At 43.7% G+C, this 20,396-nt stretch carries 19 protein-coding genes and 1 riboswitch; of the genes, 14 read left to right on the top strand and 5 right to left on the bottom strand.

What is annotated here, in order from left to right:
* Positions 1 to 19: 19 nt before the first annotated feature.
* Positions 20 to 1,843 carry a TonB-dependent receptor plug domain-containing protein gene (locus tag CWI32_RS02840; protein ID WP_100534586.1) on the bottom strand — a complete coding sequence of 608 codons (1,824 nt, stop codon included), beginning with the start codon at positions 1,841 to 1,843 and terminating at the stop codon, positions 20 to 22.
* 37 nt (positions 1,844 to 1,880) lie between these two features.
* Positions 1,881 to 2,092: riboswitch (cobalamin riboswitch) on the bottom strand.
* 144 nt (positions 2,093 to 2,236) lie between these two features.
* Here CWI32_RS02840 and CWI32_RS02835 point away from each other — a divergent pair.
* Entirely contained in the window at positions 2,237 to 2,881 is a 645-nt protein-coding gene (locus CWI32_RS02835; RefSeq protein WP_100355724.1) for a phosphoribosylanthranilate isomerase, read from the top strand.
* Positions 2,862 to 4,106, top strand: coding sequence for a tryptophan synthase subunit beta (gene trpB, locus CWI32_RS02830; protein ID WP_005095779.1), 1,245 nt, complete (start codon positions 2,862 to 2,864; stop codon positions 4,104 to 4,106). Before CWI32_RS02835 ends, trpB begins: the two co-directional genes overlap by 20 nt.
* A gap of 123 nt (positions 4,107 to 4,229) precedes the next feature.
* Here trpB and CWI32_RS02825 read toward each other — a convergent pair whose 3' ends face one another.
* Positions 4,230 to 5,870: an acyl-CoA synthetase gene (locus CWI32_RS02825; RefSeq protein ID WP_100534585.1), complete on the bottom strand. Its 1,641-nt coding sequence runs from the start codon at positions 5,868 to 5,870 to the stop codon at positions 4,230 to 4,232.
* A gap of 233 nt (positions 5,871 to 6,103) precedes the next feature.
* Here CWI32_RS02825 and CWI32_RS02820 point away from each other — a divergent pair, with 233 nt between their 5' ends.
* The 4 genes from CWI32_RS02820 (at position 6,104) to infC (ending at position 11,270) form a co-directional block, all read left to right on the top strand.
* Entirely contained in the window at positions 6,104 to 7,387 is a 1,284-nt protein-coding gene (locus tag CWI32_RS02820; RefSeq protein WP_100534584.1) for a D-arabinono-1,4-lactone oxidase, read from the top strand.
* Positions 7,388 to 7,399: 12 nt separating this feature from the next.
* Positions 7,400 to 8,566, top strand: a complete 1,167-nt coding sequence (locus CWI32_RS02815; RefSeq protein WP_100534583.1) for an alanine racemase — start codon at positions 7,400 to 7,402, stop codon at positions 8,564 to 8,566.
* Between the two features lie 224 nt (positions 8,567 to 8,790).
* A complete protein-coding gene (gene thrS, locus CWI32_RS02810; protein ID WP_005095787.1) occupies positions 8,791 to 10,713 on the top strand; it encodes a threonine--tRNA ligase in 1,923 nt (640 codons plus the stop codon).
* 5 nt (positions 10,714 to 10,718) lie between these two features.
* Complete coding sequence (gene infC / locus CWI32_RS02805) at positions 10,719 to 11,270, top strand: translation initiation factor IF-3 (RefSeq protein ID WP_064094722.1); 552 nt, start codon at positions 10,719 to 10,721, stop codon at positions 11,268 to 11,270.
* 43 nt (positions 11,271 to 11,313) lie between these two features.
* Here infC and CWI32_RS02800 read toward each other — a convergent pair whose 3' ends face one another.
* On the bottom strand, positions 11,314 to 11,865 hold the full coding sequence (locus tag CWI32_RS02800) for a hypothetical protein (protein WP_100534582.1): 552 nt from the start codon (positions 11,863 to 11,865) through the stop codon (positions 11,314 to 11,316).
* A gap of 102 nt (positions 11,866 to 11,967) precedes the next feature.
* Complete coding sequence (locus tag CWI32_RS02795; protein ID WP_100534581.1) at positions 11,968 to 12,423, bottom strand: Hsp20 family protein; 456 nt, start codon at positions 12,421 to 12,423, stop codon at positions 11,968 to 11,970.
* 281 nt (positions 12,424 to 12,704) lie between these two features.
* Between CWI32_RS02795 and CWI32_RS02790 the strand changes: the two genes are divergently transcribed.
* From CWI32_RS02790 to rplT, 5 genes are all read left to right on the top strand, one after another.
* Positions 12,705 to 13,325, top strand: a complete 621-nt coding sequence (locus tag CWI32_RS02790) for a glutathione binding-like protein (protein WP_100355717.1) — start codon at positions 12,705 to 12,707, stop codon at positions 13,323 to 13,325.
* 74 nt (positions 13,326 to 13,399) lie between these two features.
* Complete coding sequence (locus tag CWI32_RS02785) at positions 13,400 to 13,690, top strand: hypothetical protein (RefSeq protein WP_100329202.1); 291 nt, start codon at positions 13,400 to 13,402, stop codon at positions 13,688 to 13,690.
* Positions 13,691 to 13,697: 7 nt separating this feature from the next.
* The gene (locus CWI32_RS02780; protein WP_005095796.1) at positions 13,698 to 14,120 is read left to right on the top strand and encodes a YqaA family protein; all 423 of its coding nucleotides are present in this window, start codon (positions 13,698 to 13,700) and stop codon (positions 14,118 to 14,120) included.
* 197 nt (positions 14,121 to 14,317) lie between these two features.
* Entirely contained in the window at positions 14,318 to 14,512 is a 195-nt protein-coding gene (gene rpmI / locus CWI32_RS02775; RefSeq protein WP_004278281.1) for a 50S ribosomal protein L35, read from the top strand.
* Between the two features lie 11 nt (positions 14,513 to 14,523).
* Complete coding sequence (rplT, locus tag CWI32_RS02770; RefSeq protein WP_005095799.1) at positions 14,524 to 14,883, top strand: 50S ribosomal protein L20; 360 nt, start codon at positions 14,524 to 14,526, stop codon at positions 14,881 to 14,883.
* A 455-nt stretch (positions 14,884 to 15,338) separates the two neighbouring features.
* Here rplT and CWI32_RS02765 read toward each other — a convergent pair whose 3' ends face one another.
* Positions 15,339 to 16,361: a hypothetical protein gene (locus CWI32_RS02765; protein ID WP_100534580.1), complete on the bottom strand. Its 1,023-nt coding sequence runs from the start codon at positions 16,359 to 16,361 to the stop codon at positions 15,339 to 15,341.
* A gap of 158 nt (positions 16,362 to 16,519) precedes the next feature.
* On the opposite strand from CWI32_RS02765, the gene pheS reads away from it, so the two are divergent.
* The 3 genes from pheS (at position 16,520) to CWI32_RS02750 (ending at position 20,311) form a co-directional block, all read left to right on the top strand.
* Positions 16,520 to 17,500 carry a phenylalanine--tRNA ligase subunit alpha gene (pheS, locus tag CWI32_RS02760; RefSeq protein ID WP_005095803.1) on the top strand — a complete coding sequence of 327 codons (981 nt, stop codon included), beginning with the start codon at positions 16,520 to 16,522 and terminating at the stop codon, positions 17,498 to 17,500.
* Positions 17,501 to 17,636: 136 nt separating this feature from the next.
* Positions 17,637 to 20,018, top strand: coding sequence for a phenylalanine--tRNA ligase subunit beta (gene pheT / locus CWI32_RS02755; protein WP_100534579.1), 2,382 nt, complete (start codon positions 17,637 to 17,639; stop codon positions 20,016 to 20,018).
* A complete protein-coding gene (locus CWI32_RS02750; RefSeq protein WP_004783565.1) occupies positions 20,015 to 20,311 on the top strand; it encodes an integration host factor subunit alpha in 297 nt (98 codons plus the stop codon). The genes pheT and CWI32_RS02750 overlap by 4 nt, the downstream gene beginning before the upstream one ends.
* The last annotated feature ends 85 nt before the right edge of the window (positions 20,312 to 20,396 follow it).

The following is a 20,396-nucleotide window of genomic DNA, read 5'->3' as shown; positions in this document are numbered from 1 at the left end:
ATTTATTGAAACGCTGAACTTAATATGTAAAGGTTACACCGGCAGAAGCGAGGCGGCCTTCATCAATATAATAATTATTCCAGTTGTATTCGATCTTATGACGGACATCACCGACATTTTCTATGTTGGTAAAGACTTTGACATGTGGATTGATATTCCAGTAGGCATTTAAATCGACGGTCGCATAGCCCGGATTATGGTCTGAATCACTCCAGCTTTTTGACTTGGAACGAGCAATAAGAGAAGCACTCATTCCATAAACTTCATTTTCCAGGCCTGTAGTCAGAGTGAGGGTCTGACGTGGTCGTTTAGCTAAAGCAACATCCGCTTTGCTATCTTTAGCTTGCACATATGCAAAAGCAGCATCAATGAACCAATCGTTTTTTTTCCAGTTCCATGCAAGCTCGCCACCACGAAGTGTCGCTTCGTTGATATTATTTAACTTGCCATCTACTTTTTGGATCATGTGATCTATATCATTTTGATATACAGAAATTGCAACAGATGAGTTTTGAGTGAGAGCATGGTCTAAGCCGATTTCATAAGACAGGCTTTCTTCGGCTTTTAGGTCTGGATTTGCAGATTCGCCACTGTACAGCTCATTCAGATTCGGTGAACGGAAAGCAGAGCCGATATTCGTATAGACGCTGAGTTGAGGTGATATTGCATAACGTGCAGCGGCTTGGCCTACCGTATGGGTGCCATATTTTTCGTTGTCTTCAACACGGATGCCAAGTTGCGTATTAAGTTTGTCTGATTGATATTGATGTTGTGCATAATAGCCTTGTGATGAAACATCACCTTGATAGGCTATTCCATAGGACAGCACATCGCCATCAAGCTTGCTGTAAGTTGTGCCTAATAAAAAATGATGCTGATCATTTAAATTGAGTTTGGCATACATTTCAGCTTCTTGAGTGGTGCTATATGAATAATCGACCTGACCCAGATAATTCGCAGCATTTTGATCGAGTTGATCATCAAACTGCGATAAGCGAGCATTGAGTTCTAATTGTGAACCTAGGTTAATGCGCCCTTTCAGGTTAAACATTTCATTTTCAAAATCTTGTGAAGTAAGGCTACCTGCGTTGTAATCACTTGTGCCTTTATTTTGGCTGTAATCAAGAGATAACGCATATTGGTCTTTGTCGACACCAAATTTGGTGCTGAAACCTTTTTGGTCAAAGGAATAGTTTTCATCCTCATTATCTAGAACAGATTTTCCATCAGTTTCTAGACGTTGACCACGGATTTGCGCATAAAAACCATCTTCAGCTAAATCGGCACCCACAAGTGATTTGTAGGTTTTATTCTCGCCAATTTCACCAGTCATAAATGCAGATGTTTTTTCAGGTGTTTTAGACACGAGTTGTACCACACCACCAATCGCATCTGTGCCATATAGAACGGATGCAGGGCCTTTTAAAATTTCAATTTGCTTGAGATCAGTCGTATCAATAAAAGGTAAGGAAGCTGAACTGCTTAATGCTGTATTCAATCGCATGCCATCACGAAGAACGAGTGTATGTGAAGAGCTTGTACCTCGCATAAAAATAGAGGACTGTTGTCCATAACCGCCGAGCTGAGCGACGTTTAAAGCAGCCTCTTTTTTCAATAAGTTTGGTAATGAAGCAATAGGAGATTGCTCAAGAGTCGCAGCTTCAATAATTGAAATACGCGCGGGTACATCTTTGATATTTTGTTCACTACGAGAAGCAGTCACCACAATGGTATCCAAAGATGCTTTTGCAATTTTTTGCTCGGTAGCAAAAACAGGTGAAGTGATACCCAACGCAAGTGCGATCGCACCTACCAAGGCAGTAGGTTGAAATTGAATAGACATGAAATGCTCCATACATTCACTTCCCCGTGAATGATTGGGTGATAGAACACAACAAGCAGGTTTCCGGACTTAAATGTGCAAAGTACAGGCTTTGCTGTCTATCCACCTTCCCACATCAAGATGCAGTGGTGTAAACCGAAGCGGTTTATTTGATAGACGTTTCATTTTTACCGTTGCGGGGGCAGTGCTGGATTTACACCAGCTTCCCTAAAGCAGGAGGCTGCTTTGGCTTGTTGCAAGATGGGCGCAGTATAAAGTTTGTATGCCTTATACACAATCTGCAGCAAGAATAATCCGGATGAACTTTACGCAAGCCGGAAAAATTGCATTACAATGATTTGCCCCAATCTTATAGATTGTTCAAGACATTGGTAGATCTAGAGCCAGAATAATATGCGAACCCGTGCCAAAATTTGTGGAATCACCCGAGTCGAAGATGTTCATGCTGTGGTGAACGCAGGTGCAGATGCGATAGGATTCGTATTTTATCCACCGAGTCCCCGAGCTGTTACAGCAGAGCAAGCTGCTCAACTGGTTCAAGCCATTGCACCTTATGTGCAAGTGGTTGGACTGTTTGTGAATCATTCAGCTAATGAGATTCAGGATATCTTGCAAACGGTTCATCTTGATATTGTGCAATTCCATGGTGATGAAACGCCGGAACAATGTCAGACAATCGCTCAACAGGTCGGACGCCGCTGGTACAAGGCCATTCAGGTCAAACCTGATCTTGACGTAGTTACAGAAATTCAAGGTTATCAAGATGCTGGCGCGAGTGCAGTGTTGTTAGACGCATGGCATCCTGATCTGAAAGGTGGTACGGGCCACAGCTTCGATTGGGAGACATTTCCCAAACTTGATATTCCCTTGATCTTGGCAGGCGGTTTAAATCCTGACAATATCGAACAGGCAATTCTCACCACACAGGCCTATGCCGTAGATGTGAGTGGCGGTGTCGAGTCCGCAAAAGGTATTAAAGACCAACAACTCATAGAACGCTTTATGCAAGGAGTCCATCGTGGATCAGCAAAGTACTAGCCAGAACAGTCAGGCAGTTGACTATACCCAATTCCCAGATGAACGCGGGCATTTCGGTATTCATGGCGGACGTTTTGTGTCAGAAACACTCATGGCGGCTTTAGAAGACTTGGAAAAGCTCTACTTCCGTATGAAAGATGATGCACAGTTTTTGGCAGAATTTGACCGTGATCTGGCGTTTTACGTCGGTCGTCCGAGTCCTTTATATCATGCTGAACGATGGTCAAAAGAGTTGGGTGGTGCGCAAATTTATCTGAAACGTGAAGACCTGAACCATACCGGTTCGCATAAGGTCAACAACACTATTGGTCAGGCCTTGCTTGCAAAATTGTCAGGTAAAAAACGTATTATTGCCGAAACAGGTGCCGGTCAGCATGGTGTAGCAACCGCCACAATTGCAGCACGTTTAGGTCTTGAATGCGTTGTATTTATGGGCGCTGAAGATGTCAAACGTCAGGCCATGAACGTGTACCGTATGCGTTTGCTCGGTGCGACAGTTGTGCCTGTACAAAGTGGCTCTAAAACCTTGAAAGATGCCATGAACGAAGCCATGCGTGACTGGGTAACCAATGTCGATTCAACTTACTATGTGATTGGTACCGTGGCAGGCCCACATCCATATCCGCAGCTGGTACGTGATTTCCAGTCGATTATTGGCCGTGAAGCACGCCGTCAGATTCAGGAGCAAGCTGGTCGTCTGCCTGATGCCTTGGTAGCCTGTGTTGGTGGTGGTTCCAATGCAATGGGCTTGTTCTATCCATTCCTGAACGATCAAGATGTGCAAATGTACGGTGTAGAAGCCGCGGGTTTGGGTATTGAAAGCGGTAAACATTCAGCGCCATTGAATGCCGGTCATGTCGGTGTACTGCATGGAAACCGAACTTACCTGATGTCTGATAAAGAAGGTCAGATCATTGAAACGCATTCAATTTCTGCCGGTCTGGATTATCCGGGTGTGGGGCCAGAACATAGCTTCCTGAAAGATATGGAACGTGTGAACTATGTACCGATCACGGACAATGAAGCCCTACAGGGTTTCCGTGATTTAACCAAGATTGAAGGCATTATTCCGGCGCTGGAAAGCGCACATGCCATGGCTTATGTGTCTAAACTTGCACCGACCATGGACAAGGATCAAATCATTATTGCGACGGTTTCAGGTCGTGGTGATAAAGACTTGATGACTGTGGCACGTATTGATGGCGTGGAAATGGTTGAGATGTAACTGTTCTGATCAGCCTCTTCCTATGGGATAGGTTTGGAGAGGGTAAGTTAAAAAAAATCGTGCTAAGAAAACTTGGCACGATTTTTTATTGAGTAGATTTTGAAAAAACACACTGGTATGGAATTAAGAAAACTCACCTTCAGCGCGTTCTTTGGCCCATTCGCGTAAAACAAATTTCTGCAATTTTCCGGTCGAGGTTTTTGGAATTTCGGTAATCACAACATCTTTAGGCACTTTAAAACGTGCCAGATGCTGTTTGCAGAATTCCATAATCTCTTCCGCTGTTGCAGTTTGTCCTGCTTTGAGTTCTACAAAGGCACATGGTACTTCCTGCCAGCGTGGATCCGGCTTGGCCACAACAGCTGCCGTTAAAATGGCAGGATGCTGATACAGCACTTCTTCGACTTCTAGCGAGGAAATATTTTCCCCTCCGGAAATAATCACGTCTTTAGATCGGTCAGTGATTTTGGCATAGCCATCAGGCTGACACACGGCCAGATCGCCGGTATGGAACCAGCCACCGGCAAAGGCTTCTGCGGTCGCTTCCAGATTTTTCAGATAACCTTTCATTACGATATTGCCACGGAACATGATCTCGCCCATGGTCTGACCATCATGCGGAACTTCCTGCATGGTGTCAGGATCAAGCACTTTCATACCATCTTGTAGCGGATATGGCACACCCTGACGTGAATGCAATTGCGCCTGTTCCTGAATAGACAAATCACTCCAGCCGGCCTGTGATGCACAGAGCGCAGAAGGGCCGTAGGTTTCAGTCAAGCCATAGACATGTGTGACGTTAATTCCGATATTACGCATGCCTTCAATAATTGCAGCCGGCGGGGCAGCACCCGCCACCATGACTTCGACACGATGGTCAATTTTGGTCTTTTTCTCTTCAGGCGTATTGATCAGCATCGACAGGACAATCGGTGCGCCACAGAAGTAATCGACTTTATGTTCAGCAATTAGTTTGAAAATCAGTTCGGCATCGACTTTACGCAGGCAGACGTTGGTTCCGCCGTTGGCCGCCATAGTCCATGCAAAGCACCAGCCATTACAGTGGAACAGTGGCAGTGTCCATAAATAGGTCGCGCGAGGCATCATGCCACAAGCAATGATATTACTGGCTGCATTAATGTAGGCACCGCGGTGATGATAAACCACACCTTTCGGATTACCCGTGGTGCCAGAGGTGTAACTTAAGCTAATCGCATCCCATTCATCTTGAGGCAAATGCCAGTCAAAATTTGCATCGCCTTGGGCAATCCAGTCTTCATATTCGATTTGACCAATACGGCTGTCTTCACCTTCAAACTCTGCATCGGCCACATCAATCACATAGATCTCTTGTGAAACCAGCGCCAGTGCTTCGGTCGCAAGCGCTGTAAATTCAGGGTCGACCAATAAGACTTTGCTTTCAGCATGTTCCAGCATAAAGGCGAGCGTCTTGGCATCCAGACGGGTATTTAAGGTATTGAGTACCGCACCTGCCATTGGCACAGCAAAGTGCGCTTCAATCATGGCAGGGACGTTAGGCAGCAGGACAGACACGGTATCATTTTTACCGATGCCTAATTTTTGGAGTTGGTTGGCAAACTGACGGCAGCGATTGTATTTTTCACGCCAGGTAATGCGGCGCTGACCATGAATAATCGCATTTTGATTCGGATAGATATAAGCTGCACGATCTAGATAGCGTAAAGGTGACAAGGCTACAAAATTTGCGGGGGTACGCGGTAATTCATCGTATGCGCTAACCATGGTAAAACTCCGTTGTATCGTTATTTTCATATCCTTTTGAAAAGATATGCACTTCTTCGAAATCTTGCATTTATGCTTTAGTCGAGTAAATTAATATAAATTTTAAGTCATTGAATATTAATTAAAATATTTAGCCCTATTTGATTTTTTTGAACCCGTGGGTTCCCATATTTGATTTTTTAGGTATTTTACTCTAATTGAGTCAGTAAAATAATATGAGCCAAGGAATAATAATGAAAATACAACAGGCGAATGCAGTCTGGCGAAACTGGTCAGGGAGTCAGCACAGCGCTCCTCAAGTTTTTCAGCCCAGAAAAATAAGCGAATTACAAGGTTTGGTGAAGTCACAGGCAAAGATTCGTCCAGTAGGTGCGGGGCATTCATTTAGTGCTTTGGCTAAAACCAATGATGTGCTGCTTCATCTCGATCATTTAAAAGGTGTGGTGGCTTTGGATGAGGCAAAAGTTCAATGTACCGTGCACGCTGGTACGCGTTTATATGATTTAGGTGAATATCTTGCCCCGATCAATCAAGCTTTACCCAATCAGGGTGATATTGATCAGCAAAGTCTGGCGGGAGCGATTTCCACGGGAACGCATGGCACCGGCATCGATTTACCCTGTTTATCTGCTTTTGTGGACGGTTTTGAATTGCTGACTGCAGATGGAGAGCTGTTGCAATGTGATCGTCAGCAAAATGCGGACATCTTCCAAGCGGGGCGTGTGGCGTTAGGTAGTCTGGGGATATTGACCAAAATTACCCTGCAAAATCGTCCGCGCTATAAATTAAAAGAACAGATTCGGCTGTGTCCATTAAAAGAAGTATTTGCGCATATCGATCAATGGAAACATCAGCACCGGCATATTGAATTTTGGGTTTTTCTTCATTCTGATCAGGTCATGCTAAAAACCCTGGATGAAACGAATGATGAAATTCAGCCAAGGCAGGAGAACTGGCCATCTGAAGATGCGTTATTGACTTTGTGTTCTGAATTGACCCGATTTATTCCTGCATCTAATCCTTATCTGCAAAAATTATTGGGTGTTTTTGTTAAACCGAGTTGTTATGTGGATTGGTCATCCCGGATTTTTCCGACTCCGCGTCAGACCAGATTTAATGAAATGGAATATCAGCTTCCGGTCGATTCCGGCTTGCAGTGTCTGGACGAGGTTCTGCGTGTTTTACGCAAACATCGAGTGCCAATGTTCTTTCCAGTCGAATTCCGTTATGTCAAAGCCGATGAGATCTGGCTGAGTCCTTTTTATCAGCGTGATTCGGTTTCGATTTCCATTCATCAGTTTTATAAACAGGATTGCCGAGTTATTTTCGATCTGGTCGAACCGATTTTGCAGAAATATCAGGGACGGCCACATTGGGGAAAGTTGCACAGCATGACAGCCGCTTCGCTGTGTGATCTCTACCCAAAATGGGATGATTTTATGAGATTGCGCCAGCAACTGGATCCGCAGAAAAAATGGCTTAATCCGCATTTACAGCAGTTATTTTTGTCTGAATAGCAGGAGCGAATTATGCAATCGAAGTATTTTCAGCAACTGACCCGAGATTTGCAGCAGCAGGGAACTGGTACACCGCAACTGATTCTGGATCTGGCTCAATATCAGCAGAATCTGGAGATTGTACAGGCAAAAATCCCTGCGCAGCTCAAGCCGCGTCTGGTGGTGAAGTCTCTAGCCAGTATCCCGCTACTCAAACTGGCCAGTGAAAAGCTGAATACCCGACGATTTATGGTATTTCATTTACCCCATCTTTTAGAAATGATGAGAGCATTTGAACAGGCCGATATCTTGCTAGGTAAGCCAATGCCGATTCATGCGGTACAAGGTTTTTATCAAAACGTTCCTGAACAAAATAAAGCAAATGATCAAAGCAATATTCAATGGCTGGTCGATGACATAAAACGCTTGAAGCAATATCTGCAATTCGCTCAAGAATCTAATCTTCAGTTAAATATCAATATTGAAATTGATGTCGGCTTACATCGTGGTGGGGTGAGTAGCCAGCAACAAATAGCCTTACTCAAACTCATTCAGCAACATCCCGACGCTCTCAGGCTTTCGGGGTTGATGGGCTATGATGCACATGTCGCCAAATTGCCGAATATTTTGAAAAGCCCCGAAAAAAGTTATCAGCAATCGCAGCAGATTTATCAACAATATAAAAATACTATTCAGCAGCAATTCCCCGATTTATGGCGGGCAGATTTGTGTTTTAACGGTGGTGGCAGTCCGACCTTTATGCAGCACTGCCAGCAGAGTGTCTGTAATGATCTGGCTTTTGGCTCGATGCTGCTCAAACCCAGTGACTTCGATCTGGACAATTTATCCGTTTTAAAATGTGCGCTCTGGATTGCCACACCGATTTTAAAGGTATTGTCTTATAGCCAGATTCCGGGTCTGGAAATGCTGAATCATTTGCCGCATCGGCATAAAGCACTGTTTATCTATGGTGGCTATTGGCAGGCAGATTATATTTATCCTGAAAAAAGCCAGCCGCATCTGTTGTATGGTCGCAGTAGTAATCAGGAAATGCTTCAGGTACCTAGGCAATGCGATATTCATGTCGATGATTATGTGTTTTTAAGGCCGACACAAAGTGAAGCCATCATTCCACAATTTGCCCAGCTCTATGTTTATCGTGAGAGAACATTTATTGAGTGGCAGACTTTCCGGGAATAACCACATTTTGAATTAAAAGATGAGCCTAAGTCTTTAAAGATCAGGGAAAGATTTGGGAGTAAATCTGATTTTTATTGGGGAAAAGGTTTAATCATGCGGCCAAGCCGTGTAAAATTCGAATCGATTTTATTTATCCACCGTTTTTATCTTTTGAGGTTTTCCTCGATCATAATCTCGCGGTGACATGCTCCATGGTACGGGGCATCACTCCTTAAGGATTTCTTATGCCAATTATCACTTTGCCAAATGGCGATCAAAAACAGTTTGATCAAGCCGTATCTGTGATGGACGTTGCACTCAGCATTGGTCCTGGTCTTGCAAAAAATACCGTTGCTGGTCGTGTAAACGACCGTTTAGTGGATGCGTCTGATCTCATCACTGAAGATGCAACCTTACAAATTATTACGCCTAAAGACGAAGCCGGTGTCGAAATTATTCGTCACTCTTGCGCGCATTTGGTGGGTCATGCGGTTAAGCAACTGTTCCCAGAAGCAAAGATGGTCATTGGTCCGGTCATTGAAGAAGGTTTCTACTATGACATTTGGATGCCACGTCCATTCACATTAGACGACATGGCAGCCATCGAAGAGCGTATGAAAAAGCTCATCGATCAAGACTATGATGTTGTGAAAAAAATGACCCCGCGTGACGAAGTGATTGCAGAATTCACAGCGCGTGGCGAAGAATACAAATTACGCTTGATCAACGACATGCCTGAAGAAACACAAATGGGCTTGTACTACCATCAAGATTACTTGGATATGTGCCGTGGTCCGCACGTACCAAATACCAAATTCTTAAAATCGTTCAAGCTGACTAAAATCTCTGGTGCTTACTGGCGCGGTGATGCGAAAAACGAACAGTTACAACGTATTTATGGTACAGCATGGGCAGACAAGAAACAGCTTGCAGCTTATGTAAAACGTATTGAAGAAGCAGAAAAACGCGATCACCGTAAAATTGGTAAAGCGCTTGATTTGTTCCATATGCAAGAAGAAGCACCGGGTATGGTGTTCTGGCATCCGAACGGCTGGACCATTTACCAGGTACTTGAACAATACATGCGTAAAGTTCAGCAAGACAACGGCTATGAAGAAATCCGTACCCCGCAAGTGGTTGATTTCACGCTGTGGGAAAAATCAGGACATGCTGCCAACTATGCAGACAACATGTTCACCACGCATTCTGAAAACCGTAACTACGCGGTTAAACCAATGAACTGTCCTTGTCACGTACAAGTGTTCAACCAGGGTTTAAAATCATACCGTGATCTTCCGGTACGTCTGGCAGAATTTGGTTCATGTCACCGTAACGAGCCATCAGGTTCTTTACACGGCATTATGCGTGTACGTGGCTTTACTCAAGATGATGCGCATATCTTCTGTACCAAAGAACAGATTGGGCCTGAAGTTGCAGACTTTATCAAATTGACACTCGACGTATACAAAGATTTTGGCTTCGAAGAAGTACAAATGAAATTATCAACGCGTCCTGAAAAACGTGTCGGTGATGACAAACTTTGGGATATGGCTGAAAAATCTTTAGCAGATGCTTTAGATGCTGCGGGTCTTGAATGGGAGCTTCAGCCGGGCGAGGGTGCATTCTATGGTCCGAAGATTGAATTCTCTCTGAAAGACTGTCTGGGTCGTGTCTGGCAGTGTGGTACCATTCAGTGTGACTTTAACTTGCCAGAACGTTTAGATGCGTCTTATGTCACAGAAGATAACGACCGCGATCAGCCAGTAATGTTACATCGTGCAATTCTTGGCAGTTTTGAGCGTTTTATTGGTATACTGATTGAACACTACGCAGGCTTCATGCCACCTTGGTTGGCGCCGATGCAAGCGTGTGTGATGAATATTACCGATTCTCAGGCAGAAGCATGTGAGTCAGTGGTCGCAAAACTTAAAGAAAACGGTATTCGTGCAATTTCTGACTTGAGAAATGAGAAAATCGGCTTTAAGATTCGTGAACGTACATTAGAGCGTATTCCTTACTTACTGGTACTTGGGGACCGGGAAGTTGAAGAAGGTACAGTAAACGTCCGTACCCGCTCAGGAAAAAATTTGGGTACTATGTCAATCGATGCTTTCGTTGACCTAGTAAAAGCAGCCGTTGCCGAACGCGGCCGGTACATTGTGGAGTAACAGCGATTAAACAGCCTGACCGTAATCAACAGGGCGGTAACAAATCAAACCGTCCTGCCTTGAATGATGAAATTCGTGCGAAAGAAGTCCGTCTTGTAGACGAAAATGGTGAGCAAAAAGGGATTGTAAGCTTAGCTGAAGCCCTGCGCGCAGCAGAAAGTGTGGAACTTGATCTTGTCGAGATCGTAGCCAATGCTGAGCCACCAGTATGTAAGATCATGGACTTCAACAAGCATTTGTTTGATCTTAAGCAAAAGCAGAAAGAAGCGAAGAAAAAACAACATCAAGTCCAGGTGAAAGAAATCAAGCTACGCCCGGGTACTGATGTTGGTGATTACAACGTAAAACTACGTGCAATCATCAAGTTCCTTGAAGAAGGTAACAAGGTGAAAATCACCCTTCGTTTCCGTGGCCGTGAAATGGCGCACCAACAGTTGGGTCTGGCTCAATTGCAAAAAATTGAAGCTGACGTGGCTGAATTCGGTACTGTTGAACAGATGCCGAAAATGGAAGGCCGTCAAATGGGTATGCTGCTTGGTCCTAAAAAGAAAAAGTAAGCACTCATGAAGCGAAAAAAGCCCTGCAGATGCAGGGCTTTTTTTATGCCCTAAAATTCCAAGCAGTTTGTATGGCCTGCATAATCTGTTGAGCCTGTTGCCGGGAAAACATTGACAATTGAATCCGGAAAAATCCGAGACAGATTTGATTGATCAGATCAGGCTGGCATAATCTAAAATCTAGCGTGCCATCGCGTTGACTGATGAGATGCGCTGGAGTTCTACTCAGCCAGCGCTTGAGATGGGCTTTGAGAGAATCGTATCGCGGATTCAGAAAGCTATAGTGTACCGAGTGTCGTTTTAAGCAGAGGCTGATCCGGAAACCGGCCAAAGTATAATAAATTGCCTGAGACGTTATTTTTAGTTTGGTTCCCAGCATGAGCAGCAAAAGACCAAGAAAGCCGCCGATATAAACATAAAAGCCAGGCGACTCCTGCCATAAAAATAACAATCCTTGCAGAAAGCTGGAATTGCTACGCAGACTGCTTAAATAAAAAATGCTGAATATGCCAACCGGATAACAGAGTAGTAAATATCCGATAGCGCGCATGATCGGACTACTCTGATGAAACAAGATTTTTTCTGACGCGTTCATAGCTTATTTTTATGATCATAAAGCGTATTATTTTAATGAGCTTAGAGAATCTGGAGTTAAAAAGAAAGGCCCTTTTGGGCCTTCTTTTAAGTCAAATCCAGCTTATTCAACTGATTTTTCACCATTTTCAATCAGCAGTTTATTGCCAATCGGAATTTGGCGCGGCAATTTCTCTTCTGGAATGATACGTTGCAAGTCAATGATCAATACACCATTTTCATAATCTGCCTGTTGTACTTCAATATATTCATCCAGGCGTAAAGACAATTTAAATGTACGTCGTGCAATGCCTTTGTGCAAGAATTCGGTATGGTCATTGTTCTGGTTTTCAGGCTTACCTAAAATGGTCAGTAACTTATTTTCCAGACGAATGTCGAGTTCTTCTTGACGGAAACCCGCAGTTGCGACCACAATCCGATAATTATTTTCGCCATGCTTTTCGATATTATACGGGGGATAATTCGGCGCATCACTTTGCATGGCATAGTCAATAAAGTCATTCAAGCGATCAAAACCGATACTACGACGAAACAGAGGATGAAGATTTAAGTTGCTCATGATTAGAACCTTCTCGATTAAGCAAAGTTATAAAAACAAGAAAATAAGATCTGTCATGTCAGACATCGACAGTACATAAGATTGACGCAATCCTTATGCACAAATAAATATGTGTCTGCTGTAAAAATTTTCAAGATAAAAAATAAAAAAATACATGAATTTTTATTAAGATAATGATATTTATATAAAAATATTTTTGAAATACAGACTTGTTGTTTCTGGCTGAATCCTCTATGTTGAATGCATCATGGCATAGATAAAGTGCAGGGAGTATTAAAAAAATGATCGATTTATATTATTGGGGCACCCCCAATGGCCATAAAATTAGCATTGCTTTGGAAGAAATGGGACTGAAGTATCAAATTTTTCCGATTAATATTCTGGAAAATGACCAGTTCCAGTCTGACTTTCTGGCTATTTCTCCTAACAATAAAATTCCGGCGATGGTCGATCAGGAAGGGCCAGATGGCCAGCCGATTTCAATCTTTGAATCGGGTGCGATTTTGCAGTATTTAGGTCGTAAAACCGGCATGTTCTATCCGACAGATGAAATCAAACGTATTCAGGTAGAACAATGGCTGATGTGGCAAATGGGTGGACTAGGCCCGATGCTTGGGCAAAATCATCACTTTAGCCGTTTTGCGCCTGAGCGTATCGCCTATGCCACCGAGCGTTATGTCAATGAAAGCAAACGTCTGTATGGCGTGCTAAACAAGCAGCTGGTCGGGCAGGATTATGTGGCTGGTGAATACTCGATTGCCGATATGGCGATATTCCCGTGGTTGTTGCGACACGACTGGCAGCAGATTAACCTGGCAGATTATCCTGAAGTGGCTAAATATATCGATCGCTTGAATGCACGTCCTGCAGTTCAGAAAGCGCTTGCTATACAGGTCAGTTAAGCTGCAGCCTTTATGCTAAAATAGCCTTAAATAAATAAAGCCACCCTTAAGGTGGTTTTTTATTGGATGGATATATGAACGATTTTCTTCTGAATTTTACCAAGATTGTTGAAAGCAATACCCGAATTTACTGGAGTATTCTCTTCGGTATTGCTGCATGTTTAGTACTTTATATTGCTGAAATTGTACATATTGATCAGGTAATTGCTGCTCTCAATACCAAAGATCAGCAGATTTTGCGTGCAGCGATTGAACCCATTACCCAGCAGTATAAATGGGGACGGATCATGGCAATGGTGGCAGCAGTACTGTGGTCCAGCTGGGAATATAGCAAAGCCAAGAAAAAACTGCGTTTAAGCCGTTAATACTGGCATGAGCCTGTTTCTGCTCTTTCTATCAGCCTTCGGTGCAGCGACATTACTGCCTTTACAGTCTGAAGCTGTGCTGCTTGGTCTTTTGGTACAGGCAAGCCATAGTGTGGCACTGTTAATTGCGGTGGCCAGTCTGGGGAATATTCTGGGTTCCTGTGTCAACTGGTATCTGGGGCTCAAAATCGAGCATTATAAAAATAAAAAATGGTTTCCGGTGTCAGAAGACAAGATGCTCAAGGCACAAATGATATATCAGAAATATGGCTATTGGTCTTTGCTGCTGAGCTGGGTGCCTATTATTGGAGATCCCATTACTTTAATTGCAGGACTACTGAAAGAAAACTTTGCCCGATTTTTACTCATTGTCAGCCTGGCGAAAATTGGACGTTATCTGTTTATTTATGCGGCTTTTGCCCTGTTCTAAACCTGAAGCGATTTTTCTGATTCTGTTTTGCGCACTATTTTTAATAGTGAAATCATAAAACCATCCTGTTTAAATTCGCTTATTGGATGAAGATGCTTTTGTTTTAAACAAAGATGCTTTAGAATACTCGCTCCCTTACCTGCAGGTCGTTTTGTAATGGTGCAAACGAGCCGAACAGGTGTTCAAAAGAGGTTGTTATGCCTAAGATGAAAACTCGCCGTGGTGCAGCTAAACGCTTTAAAGCGACTGCTAACGGTTTTAAGCGTAAACAAGCGTTCAAACGCCACATTTTGACCAAAAAATCTGCTAAGCGTATTCGTCAATTGCGCGGCTGTGTAATGGTTCACGTAAGTGACGTTGCTTCAGTTCGTCGTATGTGCCCGTACATCTAAGGAGATTATAAATGGCTCGTGTAAAACGTGGTGTACAGGCTCATCGCCGTCACAAAAAAATTCTTGCTCGCGCTAAAGGTTACTATGGTGCTCGTTCACGCGTTTACCGCGTAGCGTTCCAGGCGGTAATCAAAGCTGGTCAATATGCATACCGTGACCGTCGTCAGAAGAAACGTCAATTCCGCGCTTTGTGGATTGCACGTATCAATGCTGGTGCACGTCAAAACGGTTTGTCATACAGCCGCATGATTTCTGGCTTGAAAAAAGCTCAAGTAATCATTGACCGTCGCGTTCTTGCTGACATCGCTATGCATGACGCAGTTGCGTTTGCTGCGATTGCTCAAAAAGCAAAAGATGCGTTGGCTGCATAAGTCTTTATGACTTGAAAAAAGACCGCCATTTGGCGGTCTTTTTTTGCCTGAAAAATGGGAAATAGCTAATGCGCGATTTTCGTGAAATATGGTCGCCCATCGATCAGACTAAAAAAAGTTAAGTTTGCGAATAACGACACCGATACTATTTCAGAAAAATGGGCTGAAACTAATACTGTAATCTGCTTGAATTTAACCTTTTATTCCCATCTTTACTGAGCAATAAAAAGAGCATTATCTCGAGCGCTGAGTAAAAAATAATTGCGGTTAAATTCAAATAATCGAAAAAATATCAAACCCTGGTTGAGTTGAGATTCAATTGTTTGATGAATGATCAAAACTCATCGCGAAAACCGACAGCATTATTTCAAGCTCATCTCTGCTGTCGAATATCAATATATCAACTGGATTCGGCTAAGTTTTATCCAAGAAGTTAATATTTTCTTGCTGAAATCTTAAAGACCAAAATAGTAGCCAATCAGACAGATAATCACGGTAATCACAATCAAGGTCAGTACATTTGCAGAATTAGATTTGCCCGGATCTTGAGGTTTTTCCGCTTTAGATATTTTGGGCGAACGGTGTTCGGTACTCATACCCACAAATGGGTCAGGCGCAACTTTTGGGGTGAGCTGTGCAGTTTTATAGTGGTTGGCAACTTTGCTGATGAATTTGGCACTTAAATCATCAATTTTTTGTGAAAAGTGGCGTAAATTGAGCTGCTGATCTGGGCTCAGGACTTCACCATCTGACGTATAGGGATGTTGAATTTTAGTTTGAATAAACTCATTTAAGGCATCTAGCCGGTATAAAGTCTGATGCGCATAATCAGCTGAATAGTCGGTTGGAATCAGGGCCAAATGACTTTCTGTATCTGCCTGAATTGCAGGTATCGTGCCGTAGTATGGAAGATTGGTATATGCCGGTTCTATAAAATCTTGAGCTAGGCTGCTTTCAAATAACTCATAATTGGTATAAGCCTGGATATCATCCCAGTTCGGTGCTTCCAGATCTGTGTCAATACGCTTGGCCAGTTTGGGATTCAGCTCATAACACCAGAATGTTTCATGACGTAAAGGGGACTGCTGCGATTTAGGCGCTTCGTAATCATTGTCCGCGCTATACCATTCCGGCAATTCTTTGCCAATAATCCAGGCAGTTTTGGCTTTGGCACCATGGCTGACGATAAAATGCGCCAGAGGTAGCAGCTCGACATTGGCATTCGGATTTTTTTCATCAACCAGTAAATCCGAGCGATGCAAGCTCAGTCGGCGAACCCCTTGTTTTTTCAGTCCTTCCAGCCAAATCTGAAAATGCTGGGCCAATAGGTGCTGTGACATCAGATCCCGGAAGGCAAACTGATGCTGATTAAAAATGGAATGTTGAATCCAACGATTGAAACTCAGGTCCTGAGTCAGATACTCATTGCCATAAGTGACCAAGGTCAGCTGCTGTTTCCAAATTTGATCGAGTGCCATAGTGATTTGATCTGATTGATATTGTGTTTATCTTATACTTTTTATATTTAATCATGCCAATCTAATTTTCCTTAAAACGTATCTTCATCAAAGTGTCTAAAAACTGTTAGAATGTGGGGTTTTAAAATATTTTTTAACCTGTTGCTTTGAGAGTTACTATGTCACTGGAAGCCCTGACCACTGAAGCGCTCGCTGCGATTGCAGCAGCAGAAGACCTTGCTGCACTTGATCAAGTACGAGTGCAATTTACGGGGAAAAAAAGCCAGCTCGCGGAACAATCTAAGTCGCTTGGTAAAATGGATCCTGAACAACGTAAAGTCTTCGGTGCACAAATCCATGCTGTGCGTGAAGCCATTACCGCTGCATTAACATCACGTCAAGCTGAACTGCATAAAGCGGCGTTAGAACAAAAATTGGCAAGCGAAACCATTGATATTACCTTGCCCGGTCGTGGTCAACAGGTGGGCAGTATCCACCCTGTGACCCAGGTACAAGAGCGTATTTGTCAGTTCTTTACCAAAGCCGGTTTTACGGTAGCGACTGGTCCTGAAGTTGAAGATGACTATCATAACTTTGAAGCGCTGAATATTCCGGGGCATCACCCGGCGCGTGCCATGCATGACACCTTTTACTTCGATGTAAATCATTTGCTACGTACGCATACGTCTGGTGTACAGATCCGCACGATGGAAACACAACAGCCACCGATCCAGATCGTGTGTCCGGGTCGTGTCTATCGTTGTGACTCGGATCAAACCCATTCGCCAATGTTCCATCAGATCGAAGGTTTGTATGTGGCTGAAAATACCAGCTTCGCAGAACTGAAAGGTTTGTTGATTAACCTGCTGAATGAATTCTTCGAAAAAGATTTGAAAGTACGCTTCCGTCCATCTTATTTCCCGTTCACTGAGCCGAGTGCTGAAGTGGATATCATGGATGAACGCGGTCGCTGGTTAGAAGTTTTGGGCTGCGGTATGGTGCATCCAAATGTGCTACAAGCTGCCGGCATTGACCCTGAGAAATACAAAGGCTTTGCTTTCGGACTGGGCGTAGAACGTTTTGCGATGTTGCGCTACGGTGTGAACGACCTACGTATGTTCTTCCAGAATGATGTGCGTTTCTTACGCCAGTTTGCTTAAAACTTTTTATTTAATCCTCTCCTAACCTCTCCTTTAAGAAAGGAGAGGGACTCCACGAAATAAATGGGGTTCTCCCCCTTAGAAAAGGGGGAGTCAGAGGGGGATTCTAGAGATTTGAATTACAGGTTTTATATCAATGAAAATTAGCGAAAATTGGCTACGCACATGGGTCAACCCAGCCATCGATAGCGACAAACTTTCTGATCAATTGACCATGTTGGGTCTTGAAGTCGATGAACTTGCACCTGCAGCAAAAGCATTTACAGGCGTAGTGGTTGGTGAAGTTCTGACAGTAGAACAACATCCAGATGCAGACCGTTTACGTGTGACCACTGTGAATATCGGTACAGCTGAGCCATTACAAATCGTCTGTGGCGCGCCAAACGTACGTGTAGGCATGAAAGCGCCTGTAGCAACCATTGGTGCGGTATTGCCGGGTGATTTCAAAATCAAGAAAGGCAAGCTACGTGGTATTGAGTCTCAAGGGATGCTGTGCGGCGCTTCTGAGATTGATCTCGAAGATAAAATTGACGGTCTGTTAGAGCTACCAGACGACGCAGCTGTGGGTGTCAACATTCGTGAATATCTGGATCTTGATGACAATGTGATTGACATCAGTATCACGCCGAACCGTGGTGACTGTTTCAGCATTCGCGGGATCGCACGTGAAATTGGTGTGATTAACCAATTGCCAGTGACTGCGCCTGAAATTAAAAAAGTGACTGCAACCATTGCTGATGAAAAGCAGGTTGTAGTCAGCACTGAAGGCTGTCCACGTTACTTAGGTCGTGTGATCAAAAACGTCAATACCAAGGCAGCGACTCCTGTATGGATGGAACGCGCATTAGCACGTTCAGGTATTCGTCAGCACAGTATTCTGGTCGATATTACCAACTATGTATTAATCGAGCTTGGTCAACCGCTACACGCATTTGATGGCGGTAAAGTTCAAGGTGCGGTACATGTACGTCAAGCGACGGAAGCTGAAAAGTTAGTTTTGCTCAATGAACAAGAAGTTGAACTCAACGAAAAAGTGATGGTGATTGCAGATGATGAGAAAGCATTGGCCATTGCCGGTATTATGGGCGGCTTGTCTTCAGCAGTCAGCGATACAACCACTGAAATTTTCCTGGAATCTGCATTCTTCGCGCCACTGCATATTGCCGGTCGTGCACGTAGCTTTGGCTTGCATACCGATGCTTCTCAGCGTTATGAACGTGGTGTCGATTTTGAATTGCCATTAATCGCTATGCACCGCGCATCACAATTGATTGCGGAACTTGCCGGCGGTGAGTTCGGGCCAATTACAGTTGCCGAAAATGCAGCCCTATTGCCAACACGCGATGCAATTGAGTTGAATCAAGCCCAAGTCGATCAACTGCTAGGTTATAGTGTTGACTCAGCTTTCATTACTGATGCTTTGACCCGTTTAGGTTGTGAAGTTACAGTAAAAGCAGAAGGTGAGTGGTCCATAGTGCCACCATCACATCGTTATGATATGGTGATTTACCAAGACTTGATTGAAGAAGTGGCACGTATTCACGGTTATGACAATATTCAAATCAGTTTGCCTGTAATTGATGTGAAGCTGGCTAAATACCAAGATCAATTCGAATTGGGCCAACTTCGTCAAACCGCGGTGACTTTGGGTTACCAAGAAGCGATCAGCTTTAGCTTCGCAGACCTAAAACTTGAAAAGCAACTTAATTCCAGTGTGAATCCATTAGCATTAGCCAATCCAATTTCAAGTGATTTGGCTGTGATGCGTTCAACCTTGCTGTCTAGCCTGATTCCTTGTGTTCAGTACAATGTCAACCGCCAGCAAAGCCGTGTACGTTTCTTTGAGCTCGGTCTGCGTTTCGACTATCAGGAAGCCAGCAGCATCCACGATTTAAAACAGATTCCAACTTTTGCATTGATTGCGACTGGTTCACGTCATGCTGAGTCTTGGCATGCGAAACCCGCTGCAATGGACTTCTTTGACTTTAAAGGTGATGTGGAGGAAATTCTGGCTGCTGGTCGTGTCAAAGTAGAATATGTGCGTTCAGAGCGTAGCTGGTTGCATCCAGGGCAATCCGCAGAAATTCTCGTGAATGGTCAATCAATTGGTTACTTGGGGCGTTTACATCCATCACTTGAAGACGAACTTGATCTGGCAACCACATGGGTGGCAGAATTGGATCAAGCGGCTGTTTTGCAAACTTATGTATCTAATTTTACAGAATTATCACGTTTTCCATCGGTTCGACGTGATATTGCGCTTTTAATTAGTGATAAGATTAATGTTAGCGAAATTCAGGGACTTATCGAAAAAACAGGCGGAGAGCTTTTAGACTCAACTTGGTTGTTCGATGTGTACACTGGACAAGGAGTAGAAGAAGGGAAACGCTCACTGGCATTTGCACTTCTCTGGCAGCATCCAAGCCGTACACTGGAAGATGCTGAAATTAAATCAGGTATGGATAATATCCTTCAAGTGTTAGAAAACACTTACCAAGCGACATTGAGGGCTTCATGACAGCACTAACTAAAGCAGAAATGGCTGATCATTTAAGTGAGCTCACGAGTTTAAACCGTCGTGAAGCAAAACAAATGGTTGAGTTGTTCTTCGATGAGATTAGCCAGGCGCTCATCTCAGGCGAGCAAGTAAAACTTTCGGGTTTTGGTAACTTCGAGTTGCGTGACAAGCGTCAACGTCCAGGCCGTAACCCGAAAACGGGTGAAGAGATTCCGATTTCTGCACGCCGTGTAGTAACCTTCCGTGCGGGACAGAAGTTCCGTCAACGTGTGGGAAATGAGCAGATCAACTGATCTGCTTTTTTAAAAGCTGAAATCTAATATTTTTAAATTTCAGTTTTTAAAATAAAAAAAGAGAGCCAAAGGCTCTCTTTTTTTG

Origin of the sequence: Acinetobacter pseudolwoffii (assembly GCF_002803605.1) — a bacterium.
Classification (GTDB): Bacteria; Pseudomonadota; Gammaproteobacteria; order Pseudomonadales; family Moraxellaceae; genus Acinetobacter; species Acinetobacter pseudolwoffii.
This window is presented reverse-complemented; position numbering and strand designations above follow the sequence as displayed.